Raw genomic sequence first — 26,444 nt, forward strand, 5'->3', positions numbered from 1 at the left:
CTGGGATTGTGATCAAATGCGCTGTATCATACCGCGCAACCCTACTAGAAGAATTTTACAGCTGGAGTGAGTAATGCTGAAGAAAGATATGAATATCGCGGATTACGATCCACAACTATTTGCAGCAATTGAAGATGAAACGCGCCGTCAAGAAGAGCACATCGAACTCATTGCTTCAGAAAACTACTGTAGTCCTCGTGTAATTGAAGCTCAAGGTACTCAGCTTACTAACAAGTATGCAGAAGGTTACCCTGGTAAGCGTTACTACGGTGGTTGTGAGCATGTAGATATCGTTGAAGAACTTGCTATCTCACGCGCTAAAGAATTGTTTGGTGCAACATACGCTAACGTTCAGCCACACTCTGGCTCACAAGCTAACGCAGCGGTATTTATGGCACTGCTTCAAGGCGGCGATACTGTTTTAGGCATGAGCCTAGCACACGGTGGTCACTTGACTCACGGCTCTCACGTGAGCTTCTCTGGTAAGCTTTACAATGCGGTTCAGTACGGTATTGATGAAGTAACAGGTAAGATTGATTACGCTGAAGTTGAGCGTCTTGCTGTTGAGCACAAGCCAAAGATGATCATTGCTGGTTTCAGTGCTTACTCTGGTATTGTTGATTGGGGTAAGTTCCGCGAAATCGCTGATAAAGTAGGTGCTTACCTATTTGTTGATATGGCGCACGTAGCTGGTCTTGTTGCTGCTGGCATCTATCCAAACCCACTACCACATGCACATGTTGTATCAACGACAACGCATAAGACGCTTGCAGGCCCACGTGGCGGCTTGATTCTATCTGCAATCAACGATGAAGTTCTCTATAAGAAGCTAAACTCTGCGGTATTCCCTGGCGGACAGGGTGGTCCTTTAATGCACGTTATCGCGGCTAAAGCGGTAGCATTTAAAGAAGCACTAGACCCAGAATTTACCACTTACCAAGAGCAAGTGGTTGTTAACGCAAAAGTCATGGCGCGTACTTTCATTGAGCGTGGTTATGATGTGGTTTCTGGTGGTACTGATAACCACCTATTCTTGCTTGATTTGATCAGCAAGGACATCACAGGTAAAGATGCTGACGCTGCACTGGGTAATGCTAACATTACCGTGAACAAGAACTCAGTACCAAACGATCCACGTTCACCATTTGTAACCTCTGGTCTGCGTATTGGTTCACCAGCAATTACCCGTCGTGGATTTGGTGAAGAAGAGTCAGTGCTTCTAACTAACTGGATGTGTGACATTCTTGATGACATTTCAGATCTTGCCGTTAGCGAACGCGTAAAGGGCCAGGTTCTGGAATTGTGCGCTAGGTTCCCTGTTTACGGTTAACCTTAAGCGTTAAATCAGGTAGACTCCTATGGCCGCATTTATGCGGCCATTTTTGTTATTATTCGAGCATACTTTTTTGATTCGAGCCCACTTGCTGAGGTTGAGTTAAATCCAGTGAGAGACACGACCTAATTTCTAAACGGAGGCTAAATGCATTGTCCATTTTGCAGCGCAACTGACACAAAAGTGATTGATTCGCGATTAGTCGCTGACGGCCATCAGGTTCGCCGACGTAGAGAGTGTGTTCAATGCCACGAACGTTTTACTACTTTTGAGGGCGCAGAGCTTGTGATGCCCCGCGTAGTGAAACAAGATGGCAGTCGCCAGCCCTTCGATGAAGAAAAGCTGCGCGGTGGTATGTTAAGAGCCGTAGAGAAAAGACCTGTATCTATGGACCAAATTGAGCAGGCATTAACTAAGATTAAATCGACGTTGCGCGCCACAGGCGAGCGTGAAGTAAAATCTGAAATGATAGGTAACTTGATGATGGACCATTTAGTCAACTTAGATAAAGTTGCCTATATTCGTTTCGCTTCTGTTTATCGCGCCTTTGAAGATGTTTCAGAGTTTGGCGATGCAATCGCTAAACTGCAAAAATAACCTGTTGCTCCAAGGGCTAAACTAAACGCTTAGTCCTCCATCAATCGAACAATCGGAATCGCCGCCATTATGTGGTCTATCGAAGACAGTCAAATGATGAGCCTAGCCATTGAATTGGCACAAAAGGGCATGTATACCACCCGTCCAAACCCTAGTGTTGGTAGCGTTATCGTTAAAGATGGCGAAATTGTGGGTGAAGGCTACCATATTCGCGCTGGCGGCCCTCACGCCGAAGTGTATGCCTTAAATATGGCAGGCGATGATGCCAAAGGTGCGACGGCTTATGTCACGCTAGAGCCTTGTAGCCACTATGGTCGTACGCCTCCTTGCGCTAAAGCCTTAATTGAACATGGCGTAACTAGGGTGGTGATTGCCGTGACCGACCCTAATCCTGAAGTGTCTGGCCGTGGCATCGCTATGCTGCGCGAAGCGGGCATTGAGGTCGATGTTGGACTGATGACCGAAGAAGCTAAGCAAGTTAACTTGGGTTTTTTAAAGCGTATGGAAACAGGCTTGCCTTGGGTAACGGTAAAACTTGCTGCGAGTCTTGATGGCAAAACTGCGCTGTCAAATGGCGTGTCGAAGTGGATCACGGGGCCTGAAGCGCGCCGGGATGTACAGCGACTTCGTGCGCGCCACTGCGCCTTAGTCACAGGTGTTGAAACCATTCTTGCTGATGACCCAAGCTTAAATGTGCGCTATGGCGAATTAGGCTCGCTGACCCAAGAATTTGCGCCAGCCGAAATTCATCAACCACTGCGCGTGGTATTAGACAGTCAGGCTCGTCTTGGCGCTGAGCTAAACTTATTTAATACAACAAGCCCAATTCTACTGGTGTCGACAATCGCGTATCCAGAAAGTGTACAGGCAGCGTGGCCGGCTCAGGTTCAAAGTCAGATATTGCCCGCGGTTGACTCGCGTATTGACCTCAATGCGCTATTGAGTTTGCTAGGCCAGAGTTGTAATAGCGTGCTAATTGAAGCAGGCGCGACCCTCGCTGGGGCATTTGTGAACCAAGGGCTTGCTAATGAAATCGTGCTGTACCAAGCGATGAAAATATTAGGTTCAGAGGGGCGTAACTTGCTTGAACTTGATGATTTTCAAGCTATGTCAGAACTACCGCGTATCAACCTAATCGATGAGCGCAAAGTGGGTAAAGACACCCGCTTAACGTTAAGAGTGAGTAATTAGTTTATGTTTACTGGGATTATTGAGTCAGTTGGCCACTTAAGAAAAGTTGAACGTCGCGGTGATGATATTCGCTTAACCGTTGCCAGCGGAAAGCTTGACCTGTCTGACGTTAAACTTGGCGACAGTATTGCCACCAATGGGGTGTGTTTGACCGTCGTAGAGTTGATGAGTGATGGTTATGTGGCTGATATTTCGGCGGAGACAGTCAGTTTGACGGGGTTCTCTCATTATCAGGTTGGCAAGGCGGTTAACCTTGAAAAAGCAGTGACTCCAACGACCCGTTTAGGTGGGCACATGGTCAGTGGTCATGTCGATGGTATTGCCCATGTCGATGACAGGCAGTTTCGTGGCCAAGCGATTGAGTTTTGGTTGTCGCCACCTGTAGAGCTTGGCCGTTATATTGCCCATAAAGGTTCGATTACGATTGACGGCGTGAGCCTGACAGTTAACGAAGTGCAGGGGCATAAATTTAGACTGACTATTGTGCCGCATACTGCTGGTGAAACCACCTTAGTGGATCTGAAAGCGGGCGATAGCGTTAACATTGAAGTGGATTTAATTGCTCGTCATCTAGAAAGATTGATGAGTTATGGCAGTCAAGAGCCAGATGGCACTCCTAAGCCTGAAGTGACTATGGAATTGTTAGCTCGCTCAGGTTTCTTAAGATAAAGACTGGTTTTGCGATAAAATTTGCTTTAATAAAATAGAATAATCATTACATTTACTCACTGTGGTAGAGTTAATGCTCTAAAAGGCTTAAATCTCAATTAAGTGATAATAAATAAAGGTCTGAACATGGCGTTACATAGTATAGAAGAGATCATCGAAGATATTCGTCTAGGCAAGATGGTCATCTTGATGGATGACGAAGACAGAGAAAATGAAGGCGACCTTATCATGGCTGCCGACATGGTGACGCCAGAAGCCGTGAATTTCATGGCGACATTTGGTCGTGGCCTTATCTGCCAAACATTGACTAAAGCACGTTGTCAGCAATTGAATTTACCTTTGATGGTAACTAACAATAATGCCCAGTTCTCAACCAACTTTACGGTATCAATTGAAGCCGCTGAGGGCGTGACAACGGGTATTTCAGCACAAGACCGCGCTGTAACCGTGCTTGCGGCTGTTGGTAAGGATGCTAAGCCATCTGATATCGTGCAACCAGGTCACATCTTCCCGCTAATGGCACAAGAAGGCGGCGTACTTATTCGCGCGGGTCACACTGAAGCTGGCTGTGATTTAGCACGTCTTGCAGGTTTTGAAGCATCATCGGTTATTGTTGAAATTCTTAATGATGATGGCACCATGGCCCGTCGCCCAGATCTTGAAATCTTCGCCGAGAAGCACGGCTTAAAGATGGGCACAATTGCCGACCTTATCGAATACCGTAACACCAAAGAAACCAGTGTCGTACGTGAAGCTAAATGTAAACTGCCAACGCGTTTTGGTGAGTTCGACATGCTGACGTACCGCGATACTATTGATAATCAGCTGCATCATGTACTGCTTAAAGGTGAGGTGACTGAAAATACCTTAGTGCGTGTGCATCTACAAAATACCTTCAATGATTTATTGCATTCAGAGCGTGACCAACAGCGTAGCTGGCCATTAGAAAAAGCAATGGAGCGCATTAGCAATGAAGGTGGCGTGTTGGTGCTATTGGGTAACCATGAGCACAGCAGTGACATTTTAGCCAAAGTCAAAGCATTCGAAGCTGAAGATAATGGCAGTACTCCTGTTGCTGCTAAGTGGCAGGGTACATCACGTCAAGTTGGCGTTGGTTCACAAATTCTAGCGGATGTTGGCGTAACCAAGATGCGTCTACTGAGCTCACCAAAGCGATATCACTCTCTTTCAGGCTTTGGTTTAGAAGTAACTGAATATATAGCAGAATAAATACTGGCCTCAGGTTGATTGTCAGCCTGAGGCTTAAATTCACACTTTTCTTATTAATTGCATAGCGATCAGCGCGGAGTGCTGTGGTATCATACTGCCTCTTCCGTCCCTATGCTGGGTAATTAAGCTAATTTAGGTAAGATAAATGAACGTAGTTCAAGGTAATATCGAATCGAAAAACGCCAAAGTTGCGATCGTAGTTTCACGTTTTAACAGCTTTGTTGTTGATAGTTTGCTCAATGGTGCGGTTGACACTCTTAAGCGTTTTGGCCAAGTTGCAGATGAAAATATCACTGTAGTTAAAGTGCCTGGCGCTGTTGAACTGCCACTCGCTGCACGCCGTGTTGCTGCAAGCGGAAAATTTGACGGTATCATCGCACTCGGTGCGGTTATCCGTGGTGGTACACCTCATTTCGATTTTGTTGCAGGCGAATGTAATAAAGGACTAGCTCAAGTTGCACTTGAGTTTGATATTCCAGTTTCATTCGGCGTTTTAACCACTGATACCATTGAACAGGCTATTGAGCGTTCGGGTACTAAAGCAGGTAACAAAGGCGGCGAAGCTGCACTTGGTCTGCTAGAAATGGTTAACGTTCTGCAAGCACTTGAAGAACAGCTGTAATTTAGGACAATTTAATGAAGCCTTCAGAGCGCCGTAAGGCCCGCCGTTTAGCCGTTCAAGCCATTTACTCATGGCAGCTAAGTGGTAACAATATTGCTGATGTTGAGCATGAGTTTCTAACTGAACAAGTTATTGATGGCGTCGATATCGCTTACTTTCGTGAGCTTTTAGGTGGCGTTGCAACAAAGAAGAGTCAATTGGATGAGTTAATTACTCCATTCTTGACTCGTCCACTTGATGAAGTGGACCCAGTTGAAAAAGCGATTGTACGTATCGCAACTTATGAACTGACATTCCGCAAGGATGTGCCTTATAAGGTAGCGATTAACGAAGCTATCGAGCTTGCAAAAGCATTCGGCGCAGAAGATGGACATAAGTTTGTTAACGGCATTCTCGATAAGCTGGTAGCGCGCAATAGATAGTTAATAGAAACGGCATCCTAGGATGCCGTTTTTGTTATACCCGACAGGGAAGTCATAACCATCCGCGCATTTCCGCTTAGAGCAAAGCATGCAGTTTCTCATTTTGCTAAAGTGACGGTCTGGTTTAATTTATCTCCACTCTCCCTGAACTTTCCTTTTTATTTGTGATTGGTATTGTGAAAGAATTTCAATTAATCGAAAGCTTCTTTACTGGGCGTGCCCAGTCTCGCAAAGACGTTGTGATTGGTATTGGCGATGATTGCGCCATAGTTAAGCCCGCAGAAAACAAGTCTATTGCCATCTCGTGTGACACTTTAGTTGAAAATGTGCACTTTTTTCCTGACATGCCTGCTAGGGAGCTTGGCTATAAGTCACTTGCAGTAAACCTATCAGATTTAGCGTCAATGGGCGCAGAACCTGCTTGGATGACCTTAGCGCTGACCTTACCCGAGGTTGATGAGGCTTGGCTCGCTGACTTTAGTGCTGGCTTGTTTGACATAGCAGAATATTACGGCGTGGCACTTATCGGTGGCGACACCACACGTGGTCCACGCTCTATCACCATCACCATTAATGGCCAAGTACCTAAAGGTAGTGGGCTGACTCGAAGTGGGGCTAAAAATGGTGATTGGATCTACGTGACAGGAAACCTAGGTGACTCGGCATTAGGCTTAGATATTCTGCGAAATAAAGCTGAGGCGAACATCGATGACAGAGCTTATCTGATAAACCGTCATTACAGGCCTACTCCGCGGGTGCTAGCTGGGCAATCACTGCGCACACTTGCCTCAAGCGCCATTGATATCTCTGACGGGCTAATGTCCGACATTCAGCATGTGCTTAAAAGCTCTGAAGTTGGTGCTATTATTAATGTTGATCGTATACCAATGTCAGCTCAACTTAAGCGTAATGCAAGCCCTGAGATGGCGCTGAGCTATGCGTTAACGGGTGGTGAAGACTATGAGTTACTATTCACTGTACCAGAAGCCCAAAAAGGGGCGTTAGAGATTGCACTCGTTGAATCGGGCGTAAAATTTACCCAAATTGGACAGATCTGTACCGGTGGGCAATTGAAATTGCTTAGCAATAACCAGCCATTTGAACCTATTAACTTAGGGTTTGAGCACTTTAACTAATGAACTTACTCTCTAAAGATCCTGTATTAACCAAGCTTTCATTAAAAAACCCTATCCACTTTTTGGCTTTAGGGTTTGGCTCTGGTCTTGCGGCTAAAGCGCCTGGTACCTTTGGTACTCTCGCTGCTATTCCACTATATCTGCTAATGGCGCCGTTGAGCCTACCTTGGTATATTGCACTAACCCTTATCAGTGTTCTGGCCGGTTTTTATATTTGCGATAAAGCCTCTAAAGATATGGGCGTACATGACCACGGTGCGATTGTGTGGGATGAAGTAGCGGGACTACTGATCACCATGATTGCCGCTCCAGCAGGTTGGCAATGGTTGGCTATTGGTTTTTTACTGTTTCGTCTATTTGATATTTTAAAGCCGTGGCCGATCCGCTGGCTTGATGCCAAGGTTCATGGTGGCTTTGGTATTATGATTGACGATGTACTCGCGGGTATTTTTTCGCTACTTTGTCTACAAGGTTTAGCTTACTACTTTGCTTGATCGCTGTTTAAAGCATAAAAAATGCAGAGCTTAGCTCTGCATTTTTGTTTTTAGCCTAAAACAAGAGGTTAACTGAGCAGTAGCTCCTTAGCGTTGGCTAAGGTATTGCTTGTTATGGTATCACCACCGAGTAAGCGTGCTAACTCCTCGATACGTTGGGTTTTATCCAGCGCTACCATTGATGTCTCCGTTTTACCCGCCTTGCTGCTTTTGTTAACAAACATATGTTGATGGCCATTACCGGCAACTTGCGGCAAGTGTGTGACACAAAATACTTGAGTCGATTCACCAAGGCTACGTAGCATACGACCTACAACTGCTGCAGTCGGACCTGAAATGCCCACATCCACTTCATCAAAAATAAGCGTAGGGGTAGAGACTTTCTTCGCTGTAATAACCTGAATACCTAAACCAATACGCGATAATTCACCGCCCGACGCCACTTTAGCTATTGGCTGTAGTGGTTGGCCGGGGTTAGTTGAGACTAAAAACTCGATATTGTCACAACCAGTGGGAGTGGTAACCGCTTCATTGAAGTTTACCGCAATAGTGAACTTACCCTTAGGCATATTGAGTTCATGAATTGACTGAGTTACCTGTTTATCTAGCTCTTTAGCGTAACGGCTGCGGCTCTGGCTAAGCTTTTTAGCATGTTGCAGATAAGCTGATCGGCTCGCATTAAGCTGCTCACGAATATCGTCTAGCTTGTCATCATCAGAACCTAAATCAACTAGCTCATCTAACAGACTCTGGTGATGGCCGTATAGCTCATTACCAGAGACATGATGCTTACGCGCAAGCTGCATGGCTTTTGAGATCCGTTGCTCTAAGTGGGCAAAGTATTCAGGATCGAGTTCTAAGCCATCTAAGTAACGCTCAAGCTCACTGCTACTTTCTTGTACCTGAATAAGGGCTTCGTTAAGCATGGCAACAACATTACCTAGTTGTGGATCATAGCTTTCTAAGTCCTGCCCTTGGCTAATACTGGTGTTAAGGAGTGATTCGACACAGCCCTCGTCGCTTTCTTGCAAAATATGCAGTTGGCTGCGGCATAATTCAATCAGTGCGGTACTATTGGCCAGTTTTTTATGTTCGGCTTCAATCGATTCAAATTCGCCTTTGCTGATGGCAAATTCGTTTAATTCTTCAACTTGGTACTGCAACAGTTGTTTACGCGCTAAACGCTCCTGCTGCGACATCTGCAATTGGTGCAGCTGTTTCTCGATAGTCTTACACCTGTGGTAGCTGGCTGTAACGCTGTCGATCAGCATCTTATGGTTAGCATAGCTATCTAATAAGGTAAGTTGATGCTCACTCTTAAGCATGGCGTGGTGTGCATGTTGGCCGTGAATGCCAATGAGCAATTGTCCAAGAGACTTTATTTGCGTCAGCGGTACCGGGTTACCGTTAATATAAGCACGTGAACGGCCATCGCTGCTTATGGTGCGGCGCAAGATGCATTCATCATCGAGTTCAAGGTCGTTATCTTCAAGCCAGCGCTTAGCCGCAGGCGTATCATTTAATAAAAAGCGGGCACTTACTTCGGCCTTAGTTGCACCCGGTCTAATGGTATTAGCGTCGGCTCTATTACCCAAACAAAGCCCGAGGGCATCGATAGCAATCGATTTACCCGCGCCAGTTTCACCAGTAATACTGGTCATGCCGGCTTTAAAGTCGAGTTCTAAAAAACGCACAATAGCAAAATTGTTGATGCTGAGTTGGCAAAGCATAGTGATGTCCTTTATCAAAACACTGTATGGTTAAACAGTATATACTGTTTATCTATACAGTAAATAGCTGGTTGATAAATCCGTTGAGCTTAATCACATTTTCATTTTTGAGTGTTAGTTTAACTTTTTATCAGTGTAGAAATAAAAAGCTATTTTTTCAAAGGGGTGAGGGAATGTGCAACTCACTTTTGCCCCAAAGTGTATTAACCTTCGAATGAAGGAGCATTACATTTTTTTCTGAGCTGTGGCTACAGGGCTGCTAATTCAAATTGTCGCTTTAGAGTCGCAGAATTCATGACACCCAGCCTAAATGGCAGCGCAGAATTCATTCAGAATTCATGACACCCAGCCTAAATGGCGGGATTTGAGACCTCCGACTAAACTTTAGTGAATACTGAAGTAGGAGGTTATTATGCCGCGAGCAAGAAGTACCTTAATTAGCCTTGAAGACACGCCGTATTATCACTGTTGTAGCCGTGTAGTTCGACGCGCCTATTTGTGTGGTGATGATAAATACACAGGCAAGAACTATGACCATCGCCGTGGTTGGGTAGAGTCGCAAATTCTGAAGTTAACAGAAGTGTTTGCGATTGATGTCGCAGCTTATGCAGTGATGAGTAACCACCTACATGTCGTACTCTATATTGACCTAGAAACGGTGAATACCTGGACTGATAGGGATGTTGTTGAACAATGGCATAAGCTGTTTAACGGTACTGATTTAACCCAGAAATTTGTTAAAGGTGACGTGATTGAGGAGTGCATGGTAGCAGCACTAAAACATCTAATAGCGGCTTACCGTTCACGTCTCTGTGATATCAGTTGGTTTATGCGTTGCCTTAATGAACCGATAGCAAGGCAAGCTAATTATGAAGACAACTGCACAGGGCATTTTTGGGAAGGACGCTTTAAGTCACAAGCATTACTTGATGAAGCCGCAGTACTTGCCTGTATGGCCTATGTGGAGCTTAATCCCATCAGAGCTAAGGTGGCTAAGACACCTGAAAAATCAGACTATACCAGCCTGCAACTGAGAGTAAACGCAGGACTCAAAGGTAAACAGCCTGCCAAGTTATTGCCCTTTATTGGTCATGAGAGAAAGCTGCAACCAAAAGGCATTAACTTCTGCCTTGAAGATTATCTAACGCTTGTTGATGAAACGGGTCGAATCATTCGGGATGATAAACAAGGAACCATTTCTGCTAATGCAGAAAACATACTGAATAGACTCAATATTCCGAGTGGCAACTGGATAAAGCTCACCTCAGAATTTGGTAAGTTGTTCCATGGACCAGTAGGTAGTTTACAAGAGCTAACTCATTATTGTGAACATCTAGAAAAGCGACGACGGCATTTCGCGCACAGCTGCGAGTACCTCAAGGCAGGTTAAGCATTCAAACAATCTTCTTATTAAGTTTATAGAACTATTCTATGAGCTGATTCTCTTCGTTTAAAATCTATCACTTTCCAACAAAATGCATTGCTAATCGGTATTTTCTCTTCTTAAAACGCCAATCTAAAAATATGATTTGATAGTTTAATATGGCTTGGAAGCTGAAACCGGTAAGTGGCACTATCTTGTTGATTTGACATGGGTGGCTTGTGATTTGGGTGGCTTGTGATTTGGCTTCGGTTTCAAGGATGAAACCGCTGAGCGGCCAAGGAGGGCTTTATAGCGTCCCACAGAAGTAGTGACATGTGAGCTTACTACGAGCTGTTGCCTTTCTTCGTGGCCTCTGTGTTCCAATAACATCCGTGTTTAACGGCCAGTTCGCTATCCCTAGCTCTCGCTTATTAGCACATGGCTTCGCCATGGTGAGCAGCTTGTGTCCAATAGTGTGTCAGCAAACCAATTCTGGGGTTGTGATCACCAAGCGACTTTAGTTAGCTGATTGGTGCGCTTAATGGTTAGCTTTTAGATGCCGTGGGCAACTTATTCGGCGCGGCCTTTACACTTGTCGATTGCTGATTGGTAATAACCTTGGTAATTGTTGCTGGTTAGCTCTTCATCGATATAAAGCTGCCTGACAACATTGTCGCATCGAGTAATGACATCCAGAACTTGAGCTACACCGTATTGCCGAGGCCACACATACGACAGCGATTTAATAATATTTAAACACACGGTTTTTAACAGTGGTGATTTTTCATTTATTGCTAAGTAGGTTTCAAGAAGGGTTAACTTATCTGCGCCGTTATTTTTTACTAAGGTATATTGCTCTTTTAACCAGACTCTTTTTACTTCATTTCCCGTTTTTAAACTATCGAGCATCGCGACTTTACTCGAAAAAATAATCTGACTTGTCTCATAGCCTAACGTTTCGCTAGACCATTGGATTGCTAGATCAAATTCATTTTCAACACTGATAACATTTAGTAGCCATGCATAATGAAACGCGGCGTAAAAGTGCTGAAAAGCCCCCTTAGAGTGTAAGCCCTTTAACATACTGATGGCACTGCGATAATAGCCTAACTCAATCGAGATATGAGCTTTAATGAGTGTGACTTCATTTTTAATCGACTCGTCTTTTGAGTCCATCAATAGGCGAAGGTGATGTTTCGCTTCTTCAATTAAGGTATTTCTTTTGTGAGAAGTGCGGGCTGAATAGAGAATTGTACGGATCAAACTCAGTTTGGCGTATTCATTATTTCGGTAGGTATCTTTGTTGATCTCCTGATAAAGCCTAAAGCGCTCAAGTGCCTGGTCATAGTCGTTAACTGAAAGGCAAAGGTTAACGATGATCTGCTCTCTTTCAGAATTACCCGGTACAAGTTGACTGGCTAGCTCTAGATGCGATATCGCCGTAGGAATATCGTTATTCTTAAGTTTTACATAGGCAGCTTCAGTTCTTACTCGTGTATCGTTGGGTAAAGAGATAAGCAATTGGTTGATAATACAATCGGCTTCCTCGGTTTGCCCTAGGTTCGCTAACGAGTTGGCTAATCCAACTTTGGCCCAGTCCAGATCTTTTTTGGCGAGTGTAGACTGGTACACTATTTTAGCCTGTTCATGACGCTCCAGCATCGTTAAGAATACGCCTCTAAAGCGTTGGATGACAAAGTAGTATTCAGGATGGAATGGTGCCATTTCGTCGCATAGTTGTAGCCCTTGGTGGGCATCTAATTTTCGCTCAGCAGTATAAAGACCTAATAACTTTTTTCTGCGCCTAATGGCGATAGATAAGCGATTTTTTAAGGTAATGGCATTGAAAGGCTTTAATAAATACTCGTCAGGTTTCAGCTCAAGAATAGGTCTGACTGTGGCGGAGGAATTATCTCCCGTGACTAATATAAATACGGCTTCATCGCTCAGCAGGTTTAGGTGCTTGAACTCTTCAAACAATTGTTTCCCGTTCATACCCACACCAAAGTTGAAATCACAAATAATCACATCAAACTGCTTGTTTGACGCAAGAGTAATGGCCATTTTGGCGGCTTTAGATGTCAGTACATTGTTTTCGCAAAAGCCTAACTTTACCAACATACTTTTGATGGTAAATAGGAAGGTAGGCACATCATCGATCACAAGTACTTTCAGTGTTTGAAATGATTGCATAGCAAGTGTTATCCAGAAACTAAATATCGGCTGCAGCTAATGCTGCTAAATTCATCAGGCGTATTGTTATTGATTCTGTTCAATGAGCCATCGATTAATCGCGTTCACAATAGTATCTATCTCGCTGACAATTCGCTTTATGGCTTCTGGCACATCATTGGGGGCAACCGTTTCGCAGTTGGCCGCCGCTGTGGCCAATTGATTTAAGCCCAGTGCATTTGCTGCCCCTTTAATCCTGTGTCCAAGTGCTGACAAGGGGATGTTTTTTTCTACGAGATCAGTTTTATCTGCCAGTAATGAATCTCTGACGACGGCAGACAATTCAAGTTGTTCCTCAGCACTATAGTCACGTAGCCATTCGAGCACCTCTTGATTCATGTCATTGCTTTGCTCGACGCAGTAACGGCCCAAAACCTCGCTAAGCAAGATGAAAGAGTAAGGTTTATATAACACTTCGCTCATACCAACTTGGTGTGCTTTTTCTGCTACCAGACGTGAGTCCTCTGCAGTGCAGCCAACAATAGGTAAGTTGTTAAACTCCGGTTTCGCTCTCAACTGGCGCACGAGATCGTAGCCATTTAGGTTTGGCATATGACAGTCTGTAATCAGTAGTGATACGTTATTTTTATTGGCGGCTAAGTAAAGCAGTGCCTCTAGACCATCGTTAACGGTTACAACGTCTACGCCAAGCTTACTAAGCTGATTTTGCAATAAGAAACGGTTAATTGCGTCGTCATCGGCAACTAAAACTTTACCTAGGTATCTTTTATTTTTTGCATCAGCTAGCGCTTTGCTGTGCGGGTTAGAACGCAAAATTTGTCTTAATAACAGATCGGGGTAGATATTGTTCGCTTCTGCTGTAGATTCGACTGTCAGTACCCCAGTTGCATTTTGATTCAGGGTGACGCCCCATAGGGTAAGCCAGTTTTTAATCGCTTCATCATGAGCATACGCCTCGCTGATAAGGGCAAGATCTAAAGCAGTAAATTCTGCAGGCAAATTTACTGTCACTTTAGTGCCTCGATTTAACTCACTTGTTACCGTTATTTGCCCGCCCATTAATTCAACTAGGTGCTGAACAATTGACATACCAAGTCCTGAACCACCGTATTTTCGATTAATACTGGCATCAGCTTGCACAAACGGTTGAAATAGCTTCTGTTGTTGTTCGGGAGTCATACCGCAACCACTGTCCTCAATAACTAATGAGAGTACATTGCTGGTATTGCTAACAGAGACCTTAATAAATCCATGTTGGGTAAATTTAATTGCATTACTGACTAGGTTGTTGACTATTTGACTAAGGCGTAACCAATCTAATTCAGCACAGCATAAGGTGGTGGGTTGCCAATCAAGAATAAAGTTAACTTGTTTAAACTTTATGTTTGCAGCCAGAAGCCTAAGAGTCGAGCCTAGCTCTTCAAATAAGCTGCTGTTGTAGCTATCCAGCTGTAGTTGGTCCGCTTCCATTTTTGAAAAGTCTAATATATCGTTCACTAAACCTTTCAATCGTTCAGCAGAAGCCTGAGCGTTTTTCATCAACTCTTTATTCTTTAATGACTTCAATTCAGGGCTGAGCAATTCCATTAAGCCCATCATTGCGGCTAAAGGTGTTCTCAACTCGTGACTGATAATAGCTAAAAATGACTCTCTGGTTTTTAAGGCTTCAACAGCTTGCCGCTTTGACGCTTTAAGTTCAGTAAAGTCTGTAAAAACAGTAATATGATACGCTTGGCCATCATTATGATGCACCACTTCTCGAGAAACACGATAATACTTGCCTGCAATGAAGCATTCATTACTCGTTGTTGCTAGCCCTTCATTAGTCATATTTGATCTATGAGCTATTTCAATATCGATAAAGGAGCAAGGCGCTGCATTTGCTATGTAGTCGTTATATGCCTGATTAGACAATAACGGCTTACCCTTGGCGTCTGAAATAATCACCATGCCAGGAAAGCTATTTAATATAGTGATTAACCACAGCATTTCATCGTTAGATTTTTTGCCGTTGGCGATGGCCTCGGACAAGTATACTTTTAGTTTTTTATTCCATAAGAAAACCACAAGAATTGAGATGGCCACCAATATTAATAGTAATATAATCGCGTTAATTGTTTGTTTTTTATCATAGCCATACAATGTGTGGATCTTTTCGTGATGTTGAACCACTAACGATATTTCATTTTCTGTGGTGATGGCGATAGCGACATCAAGCATATTTCTTAGGGCAAATGATGTTGAGTTCAGCGTTATACTCATGAGACTTTTTAGTGGTGGTTGCTCATCTATGATCAACTCGAAGTCTTCACCATTTCCGTAGTACAGATATTGCTGGGCAATGCTTTCTGGAATGTAAGCATGGGTGATGTCACCGTTTTTAATATCTTTTTTTAGCTTGGTAAAATCAGAATATATGACAGGTGTATTGCTAAGGAAGCTAAACGTATCTTGTATGGATATATGGTTGGTACGAGCTAATATTGCCACTTTAGTTTGAACGTATGGCTTGGTGGTACGTATGGTCGACCAATTTACCGTGTAAAAAGGTTGCGTAGAAATATCACTGGGCTGAGTAGTAAAGCGTCCGGGAATAAAGTCAACAATAGCTTGTTCGAGCATCTCATCAACATCGCGTCCGTTTGGGTACACATATTCAAAATTCAAACCAGTTTTAAGGGCATAGATCTTCATGATGTCATGAATGTAGCCTGAGATTTCACCTGTATCTTCTTGAATATATGACAGGGGATAAAGGTCTTCTTCGATCGTATAGTGAATCGTTTTTCTGTTGTAATGCTGATAGATTGCTTCAAGAGCTAATTCATTGTGCAATAAGCTTAGGTTGTTAAAGTTAAAAGGTTGTATGGCGAGACCATGTTGGTGCACTTGCTGATATTGATTCAATATCTTCATTAACGTTGGATTATTCTTAGCCGTGACAAATGACGATAAGACCGGCTCTGTATCTTCAATAAAGACTATGTCACCTAGCCAATCACCGACCGCTACAGTTTGATAGTAATGGTGAACAGCACTAAACTGGATCACCGCGCCATCGGCTTTCCCTGTCGATAAATGATGTATCAAGCTATCTAATGACTCGACTTTAATCAGAGATTTAACGCTAAACTTTGCCGTGGCTTCACATGAAAATGAGTCTTTAATGCATACCCAGTTCATGTCAGATGGCGAGGTGTTACGATAAGTCGAGTTACGCAGCCATTTTAGCTGGTAGTTTTTAAATACAGGTACTGAAAAGAGTAAGCTCTTTTCTCGCTCAACGGTTGACGAAAACCCAAGGGATAAGTCGGCTTCTCCTGAGACTATCGCCCCAAGAAGTTTATCTAAGCTATTGTACTCTCGAAATTCTATCTTGATATTTAGCTGCTGACCTAGTGCAATGATGTACTCAGAGTATCGTCCTTGAAACTCTGATGACGCCATGTTCCAGTGCGTACGAAGACCCGCGCTAGGCATAGCAACGACAAGTACATTCTTATTTTGTAGAAAGGTTTTATCTTGCGGTGCAAGTTCGAAAGCTTGTACGAATGGTGAACCTAATAAGGTCATAATTAACAAGAAGGAAACAGCGAGCTTTGTCATTTTTTGAGCAGTTGAGAAAAAAGGGGGCGAATAATAATCTACAAATCACTTTTTAACCAAGCTATTTTTAAGGTAAATATTCTTTATAAAATGAGCATCACGATCTTTAATCGCTAAAGTAAGTCTATTTTGTTTAAAGTGCTCGAACTGGTTGGTTTTGTGTGTTTTTTTGTTAATTGCTTTGGCGTGGTTGATTGTTGATTGTTATTTTGGCCTTTAGCATTCTACGCCGTCTATCGATAACACTTAAGTAGCCTATTTATTCGTAATCTTATTTAGCCGATTAGAAAAGCTTCCAGTAAGGGCAAACTCACGAAGGTGACTAAGGTACCAAGTAAGATCCCTTGTGCACTGGTAATGACTTGAGTCTGATACCTTTGGGCTAATAGGTAAACACTTGCTGCTGTGGGCAGGGCTGCCAGTATCACTCCCATGGCAATAAGCTTGGGCTCCACATTGAAGCAGAGCATGAGTAGGTAGGTAAATAGCGGCTGAATAAATAGCTTCACTATGTTGATGATGCTGATATCAATTGCCTGTTTAAGGCTTATGAGTTGTGATGAGTCTTGATACTGTCCCGATTTGGCAAGTACCATTCCAATAGCAAACAGTGCACAAGGACTTGATGTCATTCCAAATTGACGGATCATCAACGCAAGGCTGTCTGGAAGTGTTATTGATAGGGCCGACAAACTGATCCCAATTAAGCTCCCCACAACAATGGGGTTTTTAGCTAGCGCTAATATCATTATTTTAAGTGCTGATCCTTGATGCTTATTACTGATGATTTCCAAAGACACGAGTGAAACAGCAAATATAACGACTGACAGTAGGCTGGCAATGGCTGCGGCCGCGAGAGCTATTTGCTGTTGAGGAAATAGCATGGCCATTAAAGGAATACCAATAAATGCGGTGTTACCAAAAGTTGCATTTAAGGCGCGCATCGTCGCTACTGCACTGTGCTTAGGGGTGAAAAACACAGAGCCTATATAGGTGATAACATAACTTATGAACATGGCAAAGCTAAAGCCTGCGATGTAACCCCAATGAAGAATATTGCTTATCGGTGTTTGCGCTAGGGTGATCAGCATGATGGCAGGAAAGGCGATATAGTAGACGTATTGATTTAGCACCTGATCGGTTTCAGCGGGTAAGAGTTTTAACTTCTGTACTAAGGAACCAATTAGCATCATACCGAATACGGCAAGGAGTGGCGTTAACGTCGCTGGCATAAATTATTCGACTTCAAGAACAGGGGAATACGTATATTATTGAGCTGACACATTATCATAGTTGTGCATTGGTGTACTATTGACCTAAGGTCAATCTCGACGGTTTTAATTGTTTTGAACGGCAGGATTTATATCGATGAGTACCAACTTTGGTTTGGAATTACAGCTAATTTATCAGTTTGTGCACTTGGTTAATGCGGGGAGTTTTTCTCAAGCGGCCAAAGAGCTCGATATGCCAATTGCGACCGTGAGCCGTAAACTGACTAAGTTGGAAACCGTATTAGATAAGCAACTATTAATGCGCAATACGCGTAAACTGAGACTGACCGAAGAGGGCATAGCGCTGTTTCAGCAGTATCAATCTATCATCTCACAGTTTGACGGTATCAGTGGATCAACGGTAGATAAGCCTGAGGGTACGCTACGCATTGCTGCCCCGGTGTCGATTATCTCGATGATTTTTATTAAGACGCTGAATGAGTTTTGTGAAGCTTATCCTGATATTCAATTGCATATTGCGCAAAACAATAACGTCATCGACTTAATTGATGAAGGCGTCGATGTGGCGATTGTCGGAGGGACACAGCCTGATTCATCTTGGATCTCAAGTTCGCTCGGTGTGCTCAATTATGGCTTATTTGCATCAAAGCAATATATATCGCGCGCGCCTGAATTAAGCCACCCTAGTCAGTTGGGAAATCATGACTTAATTAAAGTGTGGCCCTTGTATAACTGGTCGCTAAAGCATTCCAATGGCGAGTCTTTCTATTATGATGGTAAAGCTAAACTGACATTAAGTGACTTACATGGCGCGGTGGAGGCGACCATCGATAATGGCGGTATTCTTTACGGACCTGAACTATTCGTCAAAAAGGAATTGGCAGCGGGTCAGCTTGAAGCATTATTACCTGAGTGGAACGGTGAGAAACGACGGATATCTATTTTGTACCATCAACGTAGCCATCAGCCGTTAAAGGTTAAACTGTTTATAGAATTTATGCAGTCGAAGGCGGATAGCCTATTTTCAATGCAGAGTTGAGGCCTAAGACCTAAGAGTGCAGTATTTTTGGGCTTGATAACTTTAGTCTTAGCTTGAAGTCTCTGTTTTAATTCAGGGTCTGAAAGCGGCGGCTTTCAATGTGAGTTGTAGGCTTGCGATGATAAACCGCCAATAAAAAAGCGCACGGGTGTGAACCAGTGTGCGCTTAGTTAAACGGGTATGTTTAGCTTATCGACTTGCTTCGATACCAATGTTAGAAACACCAATTTCAACAATTTCTCGGCGCAGTTCTTTAATAAACTCGGCCTTCATGTTTGGGTTCTCTTCAATGATGTCTAACAGAGAGCTTTGCATCTCTTTTTCTTCCTGCATCACTTCATGGGCGAAGATGTAATCATCTAAGGCATCTTCATTGTTAAACTCTTGCTCACAAGTCGCTTCGATATAGTTAGCTACAGTCGCTGAAGACAATTTACTGATATTGACAATATCTTCTTCAACCTTGCTCTGTAGTGCACTGATAAGCGAAGTTAGCGCAACAACAGCGTCCATCGCTGGGTACACACCATAAACATCAAAATCCGCAGGCTCTGGCGTATTGACTTCAAGGCGTTCAAGATAGATATCTATGTTGAGCTTAAGCTTGTTATCGTACATCGACTGCCAAAGTAGGTTTAGCAAGGTGTCGAGTACTTTAGGATCGCCAAATTCGCATACTTCAGAGAAAAGCTGGTAGTTAGGCAGCATGCGCTGGCATAGGGCAACCGCAAAAAGCTTTTTCTGAGGTAACTCTAATGCTTTTAAACGTTTAAAAAATCCCTGTTTGTTTGTCATCTTATATATCCACTGATAGCTGGGAGATCACTTGATTAGCGGCAGATTCTACCTTAGTTAACTCATCAAGTAACTCTAGTATTTCTGGTTCAACATCGTCTATTGTCAAGCCGCGCTTTAATCCAGACTCTATTTCTCGGCAAAGATTCTGCGTAGTCGGCACGCCGCAATAGCAACAAGCTCCATGAAGCTTGTGGATGCAAGCGAGCATTTTATCATTGTCTGAACTTGAAAGAGCCTGTTCTATCTGTTCAATTGTCTCTGGTAAAGACTTTAACAGCATCTTTAACATGTCTAAGGCTAAGTCTGGCTTGTTATTGGCCTGGGTCAAACAAAGATCCCAATTTAATGTGCGCTGATCAAAGTGAGTAAACTTAGGTTTGGTCTTCCAGCGAGTGATGACCCCTTTTAACGCAGCCTCATCGATAGGTTTTGGCAAATAACCATCCATACCACTGGAAGAGATACGTTCTCTCTCCTCGGCAATAGCATGAGCAGTAACGGCAATAATCGGTGTGTTACGGTTAGAAGAGCTATGTCTTATCTGTTTGGTGGCGGTAATACCGTCGGTACCCGGCATTTGAATATCCATAAAGATAAGATCGTAACTGCGTTCTTTAGCGAGCTTAACGGCTAACTCACCATTATCGGCGACTTGAACTTGAGTCACTAATTCTTTTAACAAGGTATCAATCAGCTTTAGGTTCGCAGGGTTATCGTCGACGGCAAGAACACTTAAGTTTTCACGTTTTGCTGGCGTGAGTGTTGACTCGATAGGGAACAGTGCTTGGGTCATTAAGCTCGAATGCGAATCGAGAAGTGAGTTTGACAGCTGTCGCTCTCCAACGGGCATAGAAACTTGCTTATCGATATAGGTTCGTATTTGGGAAAAGATCTCTTCTTGCTCGGAACAATTAGAAATTAGCAGCAGGTAATCGATTTTAGACTTTACAAGTTTTAGTACCGTAGCGGGCTGATGAGTTGCAGCAACAGCACGACAGCTAATTAGTCCATAATCAAAAGTAGGGTTTGATTGGGTAATAATAAACTCTAGCTGTTTGATATTTTTAGCGATGGAAACCTTTAGTCCCCAGCGCTGTAACATTCGCTCTATGGCATGTCGTGCCAGGCTACTCGGTTCAAATAGGAGAATGCTTTTTCCCTCGAGTGTCGCTAGCGGCAGCGCATCGTTAATAGTGTATTGGCTGATATTTAACGGTAGAGAGAACCAGAAGGTTGAACCTTGTTTAACTTCTGAGTAGCAGCCTATCTGCCCACCCATACGATTCACTAATCGTTTGGTGATAACAAGTCCTAGCCCTGTACCACCAAAACGGCGGGATATTGATGAGTCTGCTTGACCAAATGCCTGGAATAGTGACGATTGTTGCTGCTCATCGATGCCTATGCCTGTGTCTATGACCTCACAACGCAGGTGAACTTTTTGATCTTTTATCTCTTCAAGTTGCAGTTTTAACTGCACGCTGCCTTTATCGGTAAACTTAATGGCGTTACCGACTAAGTTAGTGATGACTTGGCTAAAACGCATAGCGTCACCAGTGACGTCTTCTGGAATGCGAGAATCGACATCGATAACTAACTCTAGATCCTTCTCACGGGCAGTGCTCGATAACATGGTAACCGTTTCTTCTAATGTTTCGCGCAGAGAAAAGGGAATGTTCTCAAGTACCATTTTACCGGCTTCGAGTTTAGAAAAATCGAGAATGTCGTTGATGATCCCTAATAAGTTGGTGGCGCTACGCTCAATGGTACGAATATAGTCTTGCTGGCTTGAGTGTAATGGTGTTTTTAATAGTTGCTTGGCAAAGCCAATCACACCGTTAAGTGGTGTTCTTAGCTCGTGAGACATGTTAGCTAAGAACTCAGACTTAATGCGGCTGGCTTCTTGGGCACGCTTCTTAGCCATATCGAGTTCAACGTTTTGGATCTCAATCTGCTCTAAGGTTTCACGTAAGTCAGAGGTTGCCTGATCGATGTTTTGCTGCATCTCATCGTGATACTCCGACAAGGAGCCTGCCATGGCGTTAATACCGCGCTTTAGCAAGTCAAGCTCACCAATTAAGTTACCTTTTACGCGGGTATCGAGTTTGCCTTCACGGATTTTAGCAACGACACGTACCATTTCAGTAATGGGCTGAGTCACGTTTTTAACCAGACGGAAGGTAAAGAATAGGTTTAGCTGCACACCGATTAAGACGATAATAAAAGCCGCTACAGCGGCTCTGTGTTGCTGAAGTAGCGCATTTTCTTTATTGATTAAAATGGCAATGTAGCCAATTTTTATAATGTCAGAGCCCGCTTGTTGATTTTGATTAACGCCCTGTGGAGAAACATTGCCACTCTTAAAAATTGGCGCACGCAAAATCATGCTATCTCCAACTTGCTCAAGTTCGGTACGCAGTAACGAGTCTAAAGGTTTGTCGAACCGCATGACTTCGTGGTTTTTATAATGGTGTGAAGTGACTACGACCCGATTGTTATCATCAAAAATAGCAATAAATTGCACCAGGGAGGCTTTATTTAATTGCGCTGAGGTGATAAGTCTTTTTGTTGTCTCGAAATCTTTATTTTCAAGTCCAACTTCTGCGGCAATGGCTAGGGGCTCAATAATATTACTTGCTTGTTCTATGAGCGTATCTTCAAGTTCATAGAATCTATTTATGGTAAAATAGCCACCCAATAAGATGCCCACTAATACTGTTGGGGCTAACGCCAATACCAGAACCCACGAACGTAGGCTGTATTTGGTCATATTGTTGGCATCATTCATTCTTTGTATGGGTTACCATTTAATATAATGTGAGTAATCGATAGACTGCCAGATATTAACCTGTTTTGGCCAGTTTTTTATCTATTTAGAGAGCAAAATGGCACAATTTTTTAAAGCAAAACCAAATAGATCTAAGCAATTATCGTCAAAGTTGTCTTTGAAGGTGACTCAACTTGACCATCTGGGTGCGGGGATTGCCCACCACGATGGAAAAATAGTCTTTATTAATGGCGCATTAGCCGATGAGACTGTGTCGGTGCAATTAACCGAGCAAAAAAAGAAGTTCTCTCGGGCTAAGTTACTTAAAGTTGACAAGGTGTCGGCGCAGCGAGTTGAGCCTAAATGCCCGCATTTTGGTAAGTGTGGTGGTTGTGATTTACAACATCTTGAGATTGAAGCGCAGCGCCAACATAAAGCCAGTACGTTAGTCGATTTGGTGAATAAGTTTGCTCAGGCTGAGGCAAGCGAAATTTGTGAAGCGATCAGCGCCGCCGCATGGCACTACCGCCGACGAGCACGCTTAGCCACTTGGTATGATAAAAATACCAAGCATATAAGCCTTGGATTTAGAGCAAACAGTAGCAGTGATGTGGTTGAAATCCAGTCTTGTGCTGTGTTGGCTGAGCCTTTATCGGCGTTGATCCCAGACCTTGCCTTTATGCTTAATCAGTTAAGCGGTAAAAAAGCGCTGGGTCACGTAGAGTTAACTCAAGCTGATAACGGTAACTTTGTCGTATTACGCGTCACTAAAGTCCTAAACGATAAAGATAAGGTGCGTTTAGTCGAGTTTGCAAATAAGCACGATGTCATCGTGCTGCTGCAAGATGATGACAGCCAGTGTGAGCATCTTAATGGCACGGGCGAACAGCCTTATTATGGTTTTGAAAATAGCCAAACAAAACTCAATTTCTCGCCGGGTAATTTTATTCAAGTAAATAGCACTGTGAACCAAGCTATGGTGAACCAAGCGGTTGAATGGTTATCCCCTCAAGCAGGCGAGCGAGTGTTAGATCTATTCTGTGGTATTGGCAATTTTAGCCTGCCGTTAGCTAAAAATGGCGCAGAGGTGATTGGTGTTGAGGGCGTGCCCGCAATGGTTGCTCAAGCGAGAGTGAATGCCAAATTAAGCGGTTTAGATAATGTGTCTTTTTACCATGCTGATTTGAGCGCCGATCTATCCAAAGAGCCTTGGCTTGGCAAAGTAGACAAGATGCTTATCGATCCGGCTCGCGCAGGAGCTTATGAAAGCATGCAGTCGCTGAAGAAGCTCAAACCCAAAGCATTAGTGTATGTTTCATGTAATCCTGCCAGTCTTGCACGCGACAGTGAAGTGATTTTGAAGCAAGGTTATCAGCTCAAAAAGATTGGCCTAATTGATATGTTTCCTCAAACCCATCACTTAGAGTCGATGGCATTATTTGAGCTGGAGAAATAACCACCATTTACGTATAAAACCAGAATTTTTGGGAACTCTAGGCGGACTTAGCGCTCTGATTGATGAAACTCTGGTTCTATCGGTGTTTAAAGTAGCAATTGTCAGCTTTTGTTGATTGACAATAAACGCTGAATGCTGAAGATAGAGCGTATGAATATAAAAGATAGTGTTAAGTGCTTGTTAGGCGCTATCTACTGCATGTAAAGGAATTAAATCGCATGGTATCTGTTCGTGAAGCACATTTTAGCGACCCTGATTTTCAATTAGAAGAATGGGTGCAACGTTATATAAGTGATGCTTCTGAAGCTCAAACTCTTTTGACCTTAATAGAACGGGTCGAACTGCTCGTGGGACAAAAGAAAGAGGCGAGCGTTACCGTGCTTAAACGAGCGCGCGAGATGATTGAGATCCTCGCGCCGCTTAATATGGATATTGAAACCTTACAAGCAGCTATTTTGTTTGTGGTATTTGATGCAGGGCTTATTACTCAAGCTGATGTTGAAGAAGAGTTTGGCGCTAAGTTAGCCGTCTTGGTGTCAAGTGTTGAGACCATGAATGCCATTGGCGCGCTTAAAATTGATAATCAAACTCGTAATGGCGAACCGCAAATAGACAATATTCGTAAGATGTTGTTGGCCATGGTGGAAGATGTGCGCGCGGTGGTGATTAAGCTTGCCGAGCGTATCTGCTTATTACGCGAAATAAAGAACGCCGACGAAGAAGTTAAAGTGCTCGTTGCCCGTGAAATTGCCGATATCTATGCACCGCTCGCGAACCGCTTAGGTATTGGTCAGCTTAAGTGGGAGCTAGAGGATATTTCGTTCCGCTACTTGCACCCACAGACCTATAAAGATATTGCTAAGCAGCTTGATGGCAAGCGCCTCGATAGAGAAACCTTTATCGATGACTTTGTCAGCCAGCTTCAGTCTCGTTTAGATAAAGATCAGATCCGTGCAAAAGTATACGGTCGACCAAAGCATATTTACAGTATTTGGAAGAAGATGAAAGGCAAGCAGCTTACATTTGATGAGCTGTTTGATGTGCGGGCTGTACGTATCGTGACGGATCGTTTACAAGACTGTTATGGCGCGCTAGGCGTGGTGCATACGCTGTGGCAGCATATTCCGCGAGAGTTCGACGACTACGTGGCTAACCCTAAACCAAACGGTTATCAGTCAATTCATACCGTTGTTGTCGGGCCTGAAGATAAAACGGTTGAAATCCAAATCCGCACCGAGCAGATGCATGAAGATGCCGAGCTGGGTGTGGCAGCGCACTGGAAATATAAAGAGGGTAGCGCCAATAGCAAACAAAGTGGCTATGAAGAGAAGATCAATTGGCTGCGTAAAATTTTGCAGTGGCAAGAAGATGTAGCCGAAAGCGGTAACTTAGTGGATGAAGTGCGTAGTCAGGTATTTGAAGACCGCGTCTATGTATTTACCCCTAGCGGCGAGGTCGTTGACCTGCCCCTAGGCTCAACAGTACTTGATTTTGCCTATTACATTCACTCGCATGTTGGCCATAAATGTATTGGTGCTAAAGTCGATGGCCGTATCGTGCAGTTTACTTATCAAGTTGAGACGGGTCAGCGTATAGAGATCATCACCTCTAAGCATCCAAACCCGAAGCGTGATTGGTTGAACCCGAATTTAGGATATATTCGCACCTCTCGAGCAAGGTCGAAAATTCTGCACTGGTTTAAACAGCAAGATAGAGATAAAAATATCGTTGCTGGCCGAGAGATGCTTGAAGCCGAGTTAACCAAAAGCCAGTTGCATGTTAAAGATGCCCATTCTGCTGTTGAGCGTTTTAATCTCGTCAGTATGGATGATCTGCTTGCGGGGATTGGTGGGGGCGATATCCGCCTTAACCAAGTGGTTAATCATGTTCAGAGTCGTCTGCGCACTAAAGATTTAAGTGATGAAGCAGCGGTTGAAGACTTAGTTAAAAAGAGCCAAAGCAAGTCGATTAAAAAGGCAAAAGGCCAAGTCGAAGTCAATGGTGTCGGTAATTTGATGAGCCATATTGCTAAGTGTTGCCAGCCGGTGCCAGGCGATGAAATTTTTGGTTTTATCACTAAGGGTCGCGGTATTTCAGTACACAGAGCCGATTGCGACCAAGTTAAAGAATTAGTCCGCGCCTCACCTGAACGTTCAGTTGAAGTGGTGTGGGGCGAGAATTATTCAGGTGGTTATAAAATTCGATTAAGTATTTTAGCCAATGACCGCTCAGGTTTGCTGAGGGATTTAACCTCGGTGTTAGCGGCTGAAAAAACTCACGTGATGGCACTCAGTTCAACCTCTGATGTTAAAACCCAAACTGCAACCATAGAGTTAGAGCTTGAGTTGTATAATCTTGATGGCTTATCTAAAGTGATATCCAAGATAAATCAGGTCGATGGGGTCATGCAGGCTCGTAGGCTCTAATTCGATATAGCTAGGCACACGACTAAGACACAATAGCAACGTAATACAACGGCAACTGAGGTTGCCGTTTTTAATGGTATAAACGGTATTGCATATTAGGCTGAGCCTGCTCATGTTTTTGTAATATTTTAAGCAAGATT

General features: G+C 43.5%; 19 protein-coding genes. 13 read left to right on the forward strand and 6 right to left on the reverse strand.

Going from position 1 to position 26,444, the window contains the following annotated elements:
- Positions 1-73: 73 nt before the first annotated feature.
- The 9 genes from glyA to ACVBIL_RS00820 all read left to right on the forward strand — a co-directional run bounded on the left by glyA (position 74) and on the right by ACVBIL_RS00820 (position 7,694).
- Positions 74-1,330: a serine hydroxymethyltransferase gene (glyA, locus tag ACVBIL_RS00780; RefSeq protein ID WP_447165085.1), complete on the forward strand. Its 1,257-nt coding sequence runs from the start codon at positions 74-76 to the stop codon at positions 1,328-1,330.
- Between the two features lie 150 nt (positions 1,331-1,480).
- Positions 1,481-1,930 (forward strand): transcriptional regulator NrdR, encoded by a 450-nt coding sequence (nrdR, locus tag ACVBIL_RS00785; RefSeq protein ID WP_012276315.1) that lies wholly within the window; start codon positions 1,481-1,483, stop codon positions 1,928-1,930.
- 69 nt (positions 1,931-1,999) lie between these two features.
- Positions 2,000-3,121, forward strand: a complete 1,122-nt coding sequence (gene ribD / locus ACVBIL_RS00790) for a bifunctional diaminohydroxyphosphoribosylaminopyrimidine deaminase/5-amino-6-(5-phosphoribosylamino)uracil reductase RibD (RefSeq protein WP_447165086.1) — start codon at positions 2,000-2,002, stop codon at positions 3,119-3,121.
- 3 nt (positions 3,122-3,124) lie between these two features.
- The gene (locus ACVBIL_RS00795; protein ID WP_447165087.1) at positions 3,125-3,790 is read left to right on the forward strand and encodes a riboflavin synthase; all 666 of its coding nucleotides are present in this window, start codon (positions 3,125-3,127) and stop codon (positions 3,788-3,790) included.
- Between the two features lie 126 nt (positions 3,791-3,916).
- Positions 3,917-5,020: a bifunctional 3,4-dihydroxy-2-butanone-4-phosphate synthase/GTP cyclohydrolase II gene (gene ribBA / locus ACVBIL_RS00800; RefSeq protein ID WP_447165088.1), complete on the forward strand. Its 1,104-nt coding sequence runs from the start codon at positions 3,917-3,919 to the stop codon at positions 5,018-5,020.
- Between the two features lie 145 nt (positions 5,021-5,165).
- Positions 5,166-5,642: a 6,7-dimethyl-8-ribityllumazine synthase gene (gene ribH, locus ACVBIL_RS00805; RefSeq protein ID WP_447165089.1), complete on the forward strand. Its 477-nt coding sequence runs from the start codon at positions 5,166-5,168 to the stop codon at positions 5,640-5,642.
- A 14-nt stretch (positions 5,643-5,656) separates the two neighbouring features.
- Positions 5,657-6,064 (forward strand): transcription antitermination factor NusB, encoded by a 408-nt coding sequence (gene nusB / locus ACVBIL_RS00810; RefSeq protein ID WP_447165090.1) that lies wholly within the window; start codon positions 5,657-5,659, stop codon positions 6,062-6,064.
- 176 nt (positions 6,065-6,240) lie between these two features.
- The gene (gene thiL / locus ACVBIL_RS00815) at positions 6,241-7,200 is read left to right on the forward strand and encodes a thiamine-phosphate kinase (protein WP_447165091.1); all 960 of its coding nucleotides are present in this window, start codon (positions 6,241-6,243) and stop codon (positions 7,198-7,200) included.
- Complete coding sequence (locus ACVBIL_RS00820; protein ID WP_447165092.1) at positions 7,200-7,694, forward strand: phosphatidylglycerophosphatase A family protein; 495 nt, start codon at positions 7,200-7,202, stop codon at positions 7,692-7,694. The genes thiL and ACVBIL_RS00820 overlap by 1 nt, the downstream gene beginning before the upstream one ends.
- 68 nt (positions 7,695-7,762) lie before the next feature.
- Here ACVBIL_RS00820 and recN read toward each other — a convergent pair whose 3' ends face one another.
- A complete protein-coding gene (gene recN, locus ACVBIL_RS00825; RefSeq protein ID WP_447165093.1) occupies positions 7,763-9,424 on the reverse strand; it encodes a DNA repair protein RecN in 1,662 nt (553 codons plus the stop codon).
- Positions 9,425-9,836: 412 nt separating this feature from the next.
- Here recN and ACVBIL_RS00830 point away from each other — a divergent pair, with 412 nt between their 5' ends.
- On the forward strand, positions 9,837-10,814 hold the full coding sequence (locus tag ACVBIL_RS00830; RefSeq protein ID WP_447165094.1) for a transposase: 978 nt from the start codon (positions 9,837-9,839) through the stop codon (positions 10,812-10,814).
- A 543-nt stretch (positions 10,815-11,357) separates the two neighbouring features.
- On the opposite strand, the gene ACVBIL_RS00835 is transcribed toward ACVBIL_RS00830, so the two are convergent.
- The 3 genes from ACVBIL_RS00835 to ACVBIL_RS00845 form a co-directional block, all read right to left on the reverse strand.
- The gene (locus ACVBIL_RS00835; protein ID WP_447165095.1) at positions 11,358-12,980 is read right to left on the reverse strand and encodes a response regulator; all 1,623 of its coding nucleotides are present in this window, start codon (positions 12,978-12,980) and stop codon (positions 11,358-11,360) included.
- Positions 12,981-13,046: 66 nt separating this feature from the next.
- Positions 13,047-16,586, reverse strand: coding sequence for an ATP-binding protein (locus tag ACVBIL_RS00840; protein ID WP_447165096.1), 3,540 nt, complete (start codon positions 16,584-16,586; stop codon positions 13,047-13,049).
- A gap of 275 nt (positions 16,587-16,861) precedes the next feature.
- Positions 16,862-17,818, reverse strand: coding sequence for an AEC family transporter (locus ACVBIL_RS00845; RefSeq protein WP_447165097.1), 957 nt, complete (start codon positions 17,816-17,818; stop codon positions 16,862-16,864).
- A gap of 136 nt (positions 17,819-17,954) precedes the next feature.
- Between ACVBIL_RS00845 and ACVBIL_RS00850 the strand changes: the two genes are divergently transcribed.
- Complete coding sequence (locus ACVBIL_RS00850; RefSeq protein ID WP_447165098.1) at positions 17,955-18,857, forward strand: LysR substrate-binding domain-containing protein; 903 nt, start codon at positions 17,955-17,957, stop codon at positions 18,855-18,857.
- Between the two features lie 189 nt (positions 18,858-19,046).
- Here ACVBIL_RS00850 and ACVBIL_RS00855 read toward each other — a convergent pair whose 3' ends face one another.
- Positions 19,047-19,652 (reverse strand): YjaG family protein, encoded by a 606-nt coding sequence (locus tag ACVBIL_RS00855; RefSeq protein WP_447165099.1) that lies wholly within the window; start codon positions 19,650-19,652, stop codon positions 19,047-19,049.
- A 1-nt stretch (position 19,653) separates the two neighbouring features.
- Positions 19,654-22,425, reverse strand: a complete 2,772-nt coding sequence (gene barA / locus ACVBIL_RS00860; protein WP_447165100.1) for a two-component sensor histidine kinase BarA — start codon at positions 22,423-22,425, stop codon at positions 19,654-19,656.
- A 115-nt stretch (positions 22,426-22,540) separates the two neighbouring features.
- On the opposite strand from barA, the gene rlmD reads away from it, so the two are divergent.
- Together rlmD and relA are read left to right on the forward strand one after the other, a co-directional pair.
- Positions 22,541-23,878: a 23S rRNA (uracil(1939)-C(5))-methyltransferase RlmD gene (gene rlmD / locus ACVBIL_RS00865; protein ID WP_447165101.1), complete on the forward strand. Its 1,338-nt coding sequence runs from the start codon at positions 22,541-22,543 to the stop codon at positions 23,876-23,878.
- Between the two features lie 218 nt (positions 23,879-24,096).
- Entirely contained in the window at positions 24,097-26,304 is a 2,208-nt protein-coding gene (gene relA, locus ACVBIL_RS00870; protein ID WP_447165102.1) for a GTP diphosphokinase, read from the forward strand.
- Positions 26,305-26,444 lie beyond the last annotated feature (140 nt).

This window comes from Shewanella sp. 125m-7, from assembly GCF_052977045.1.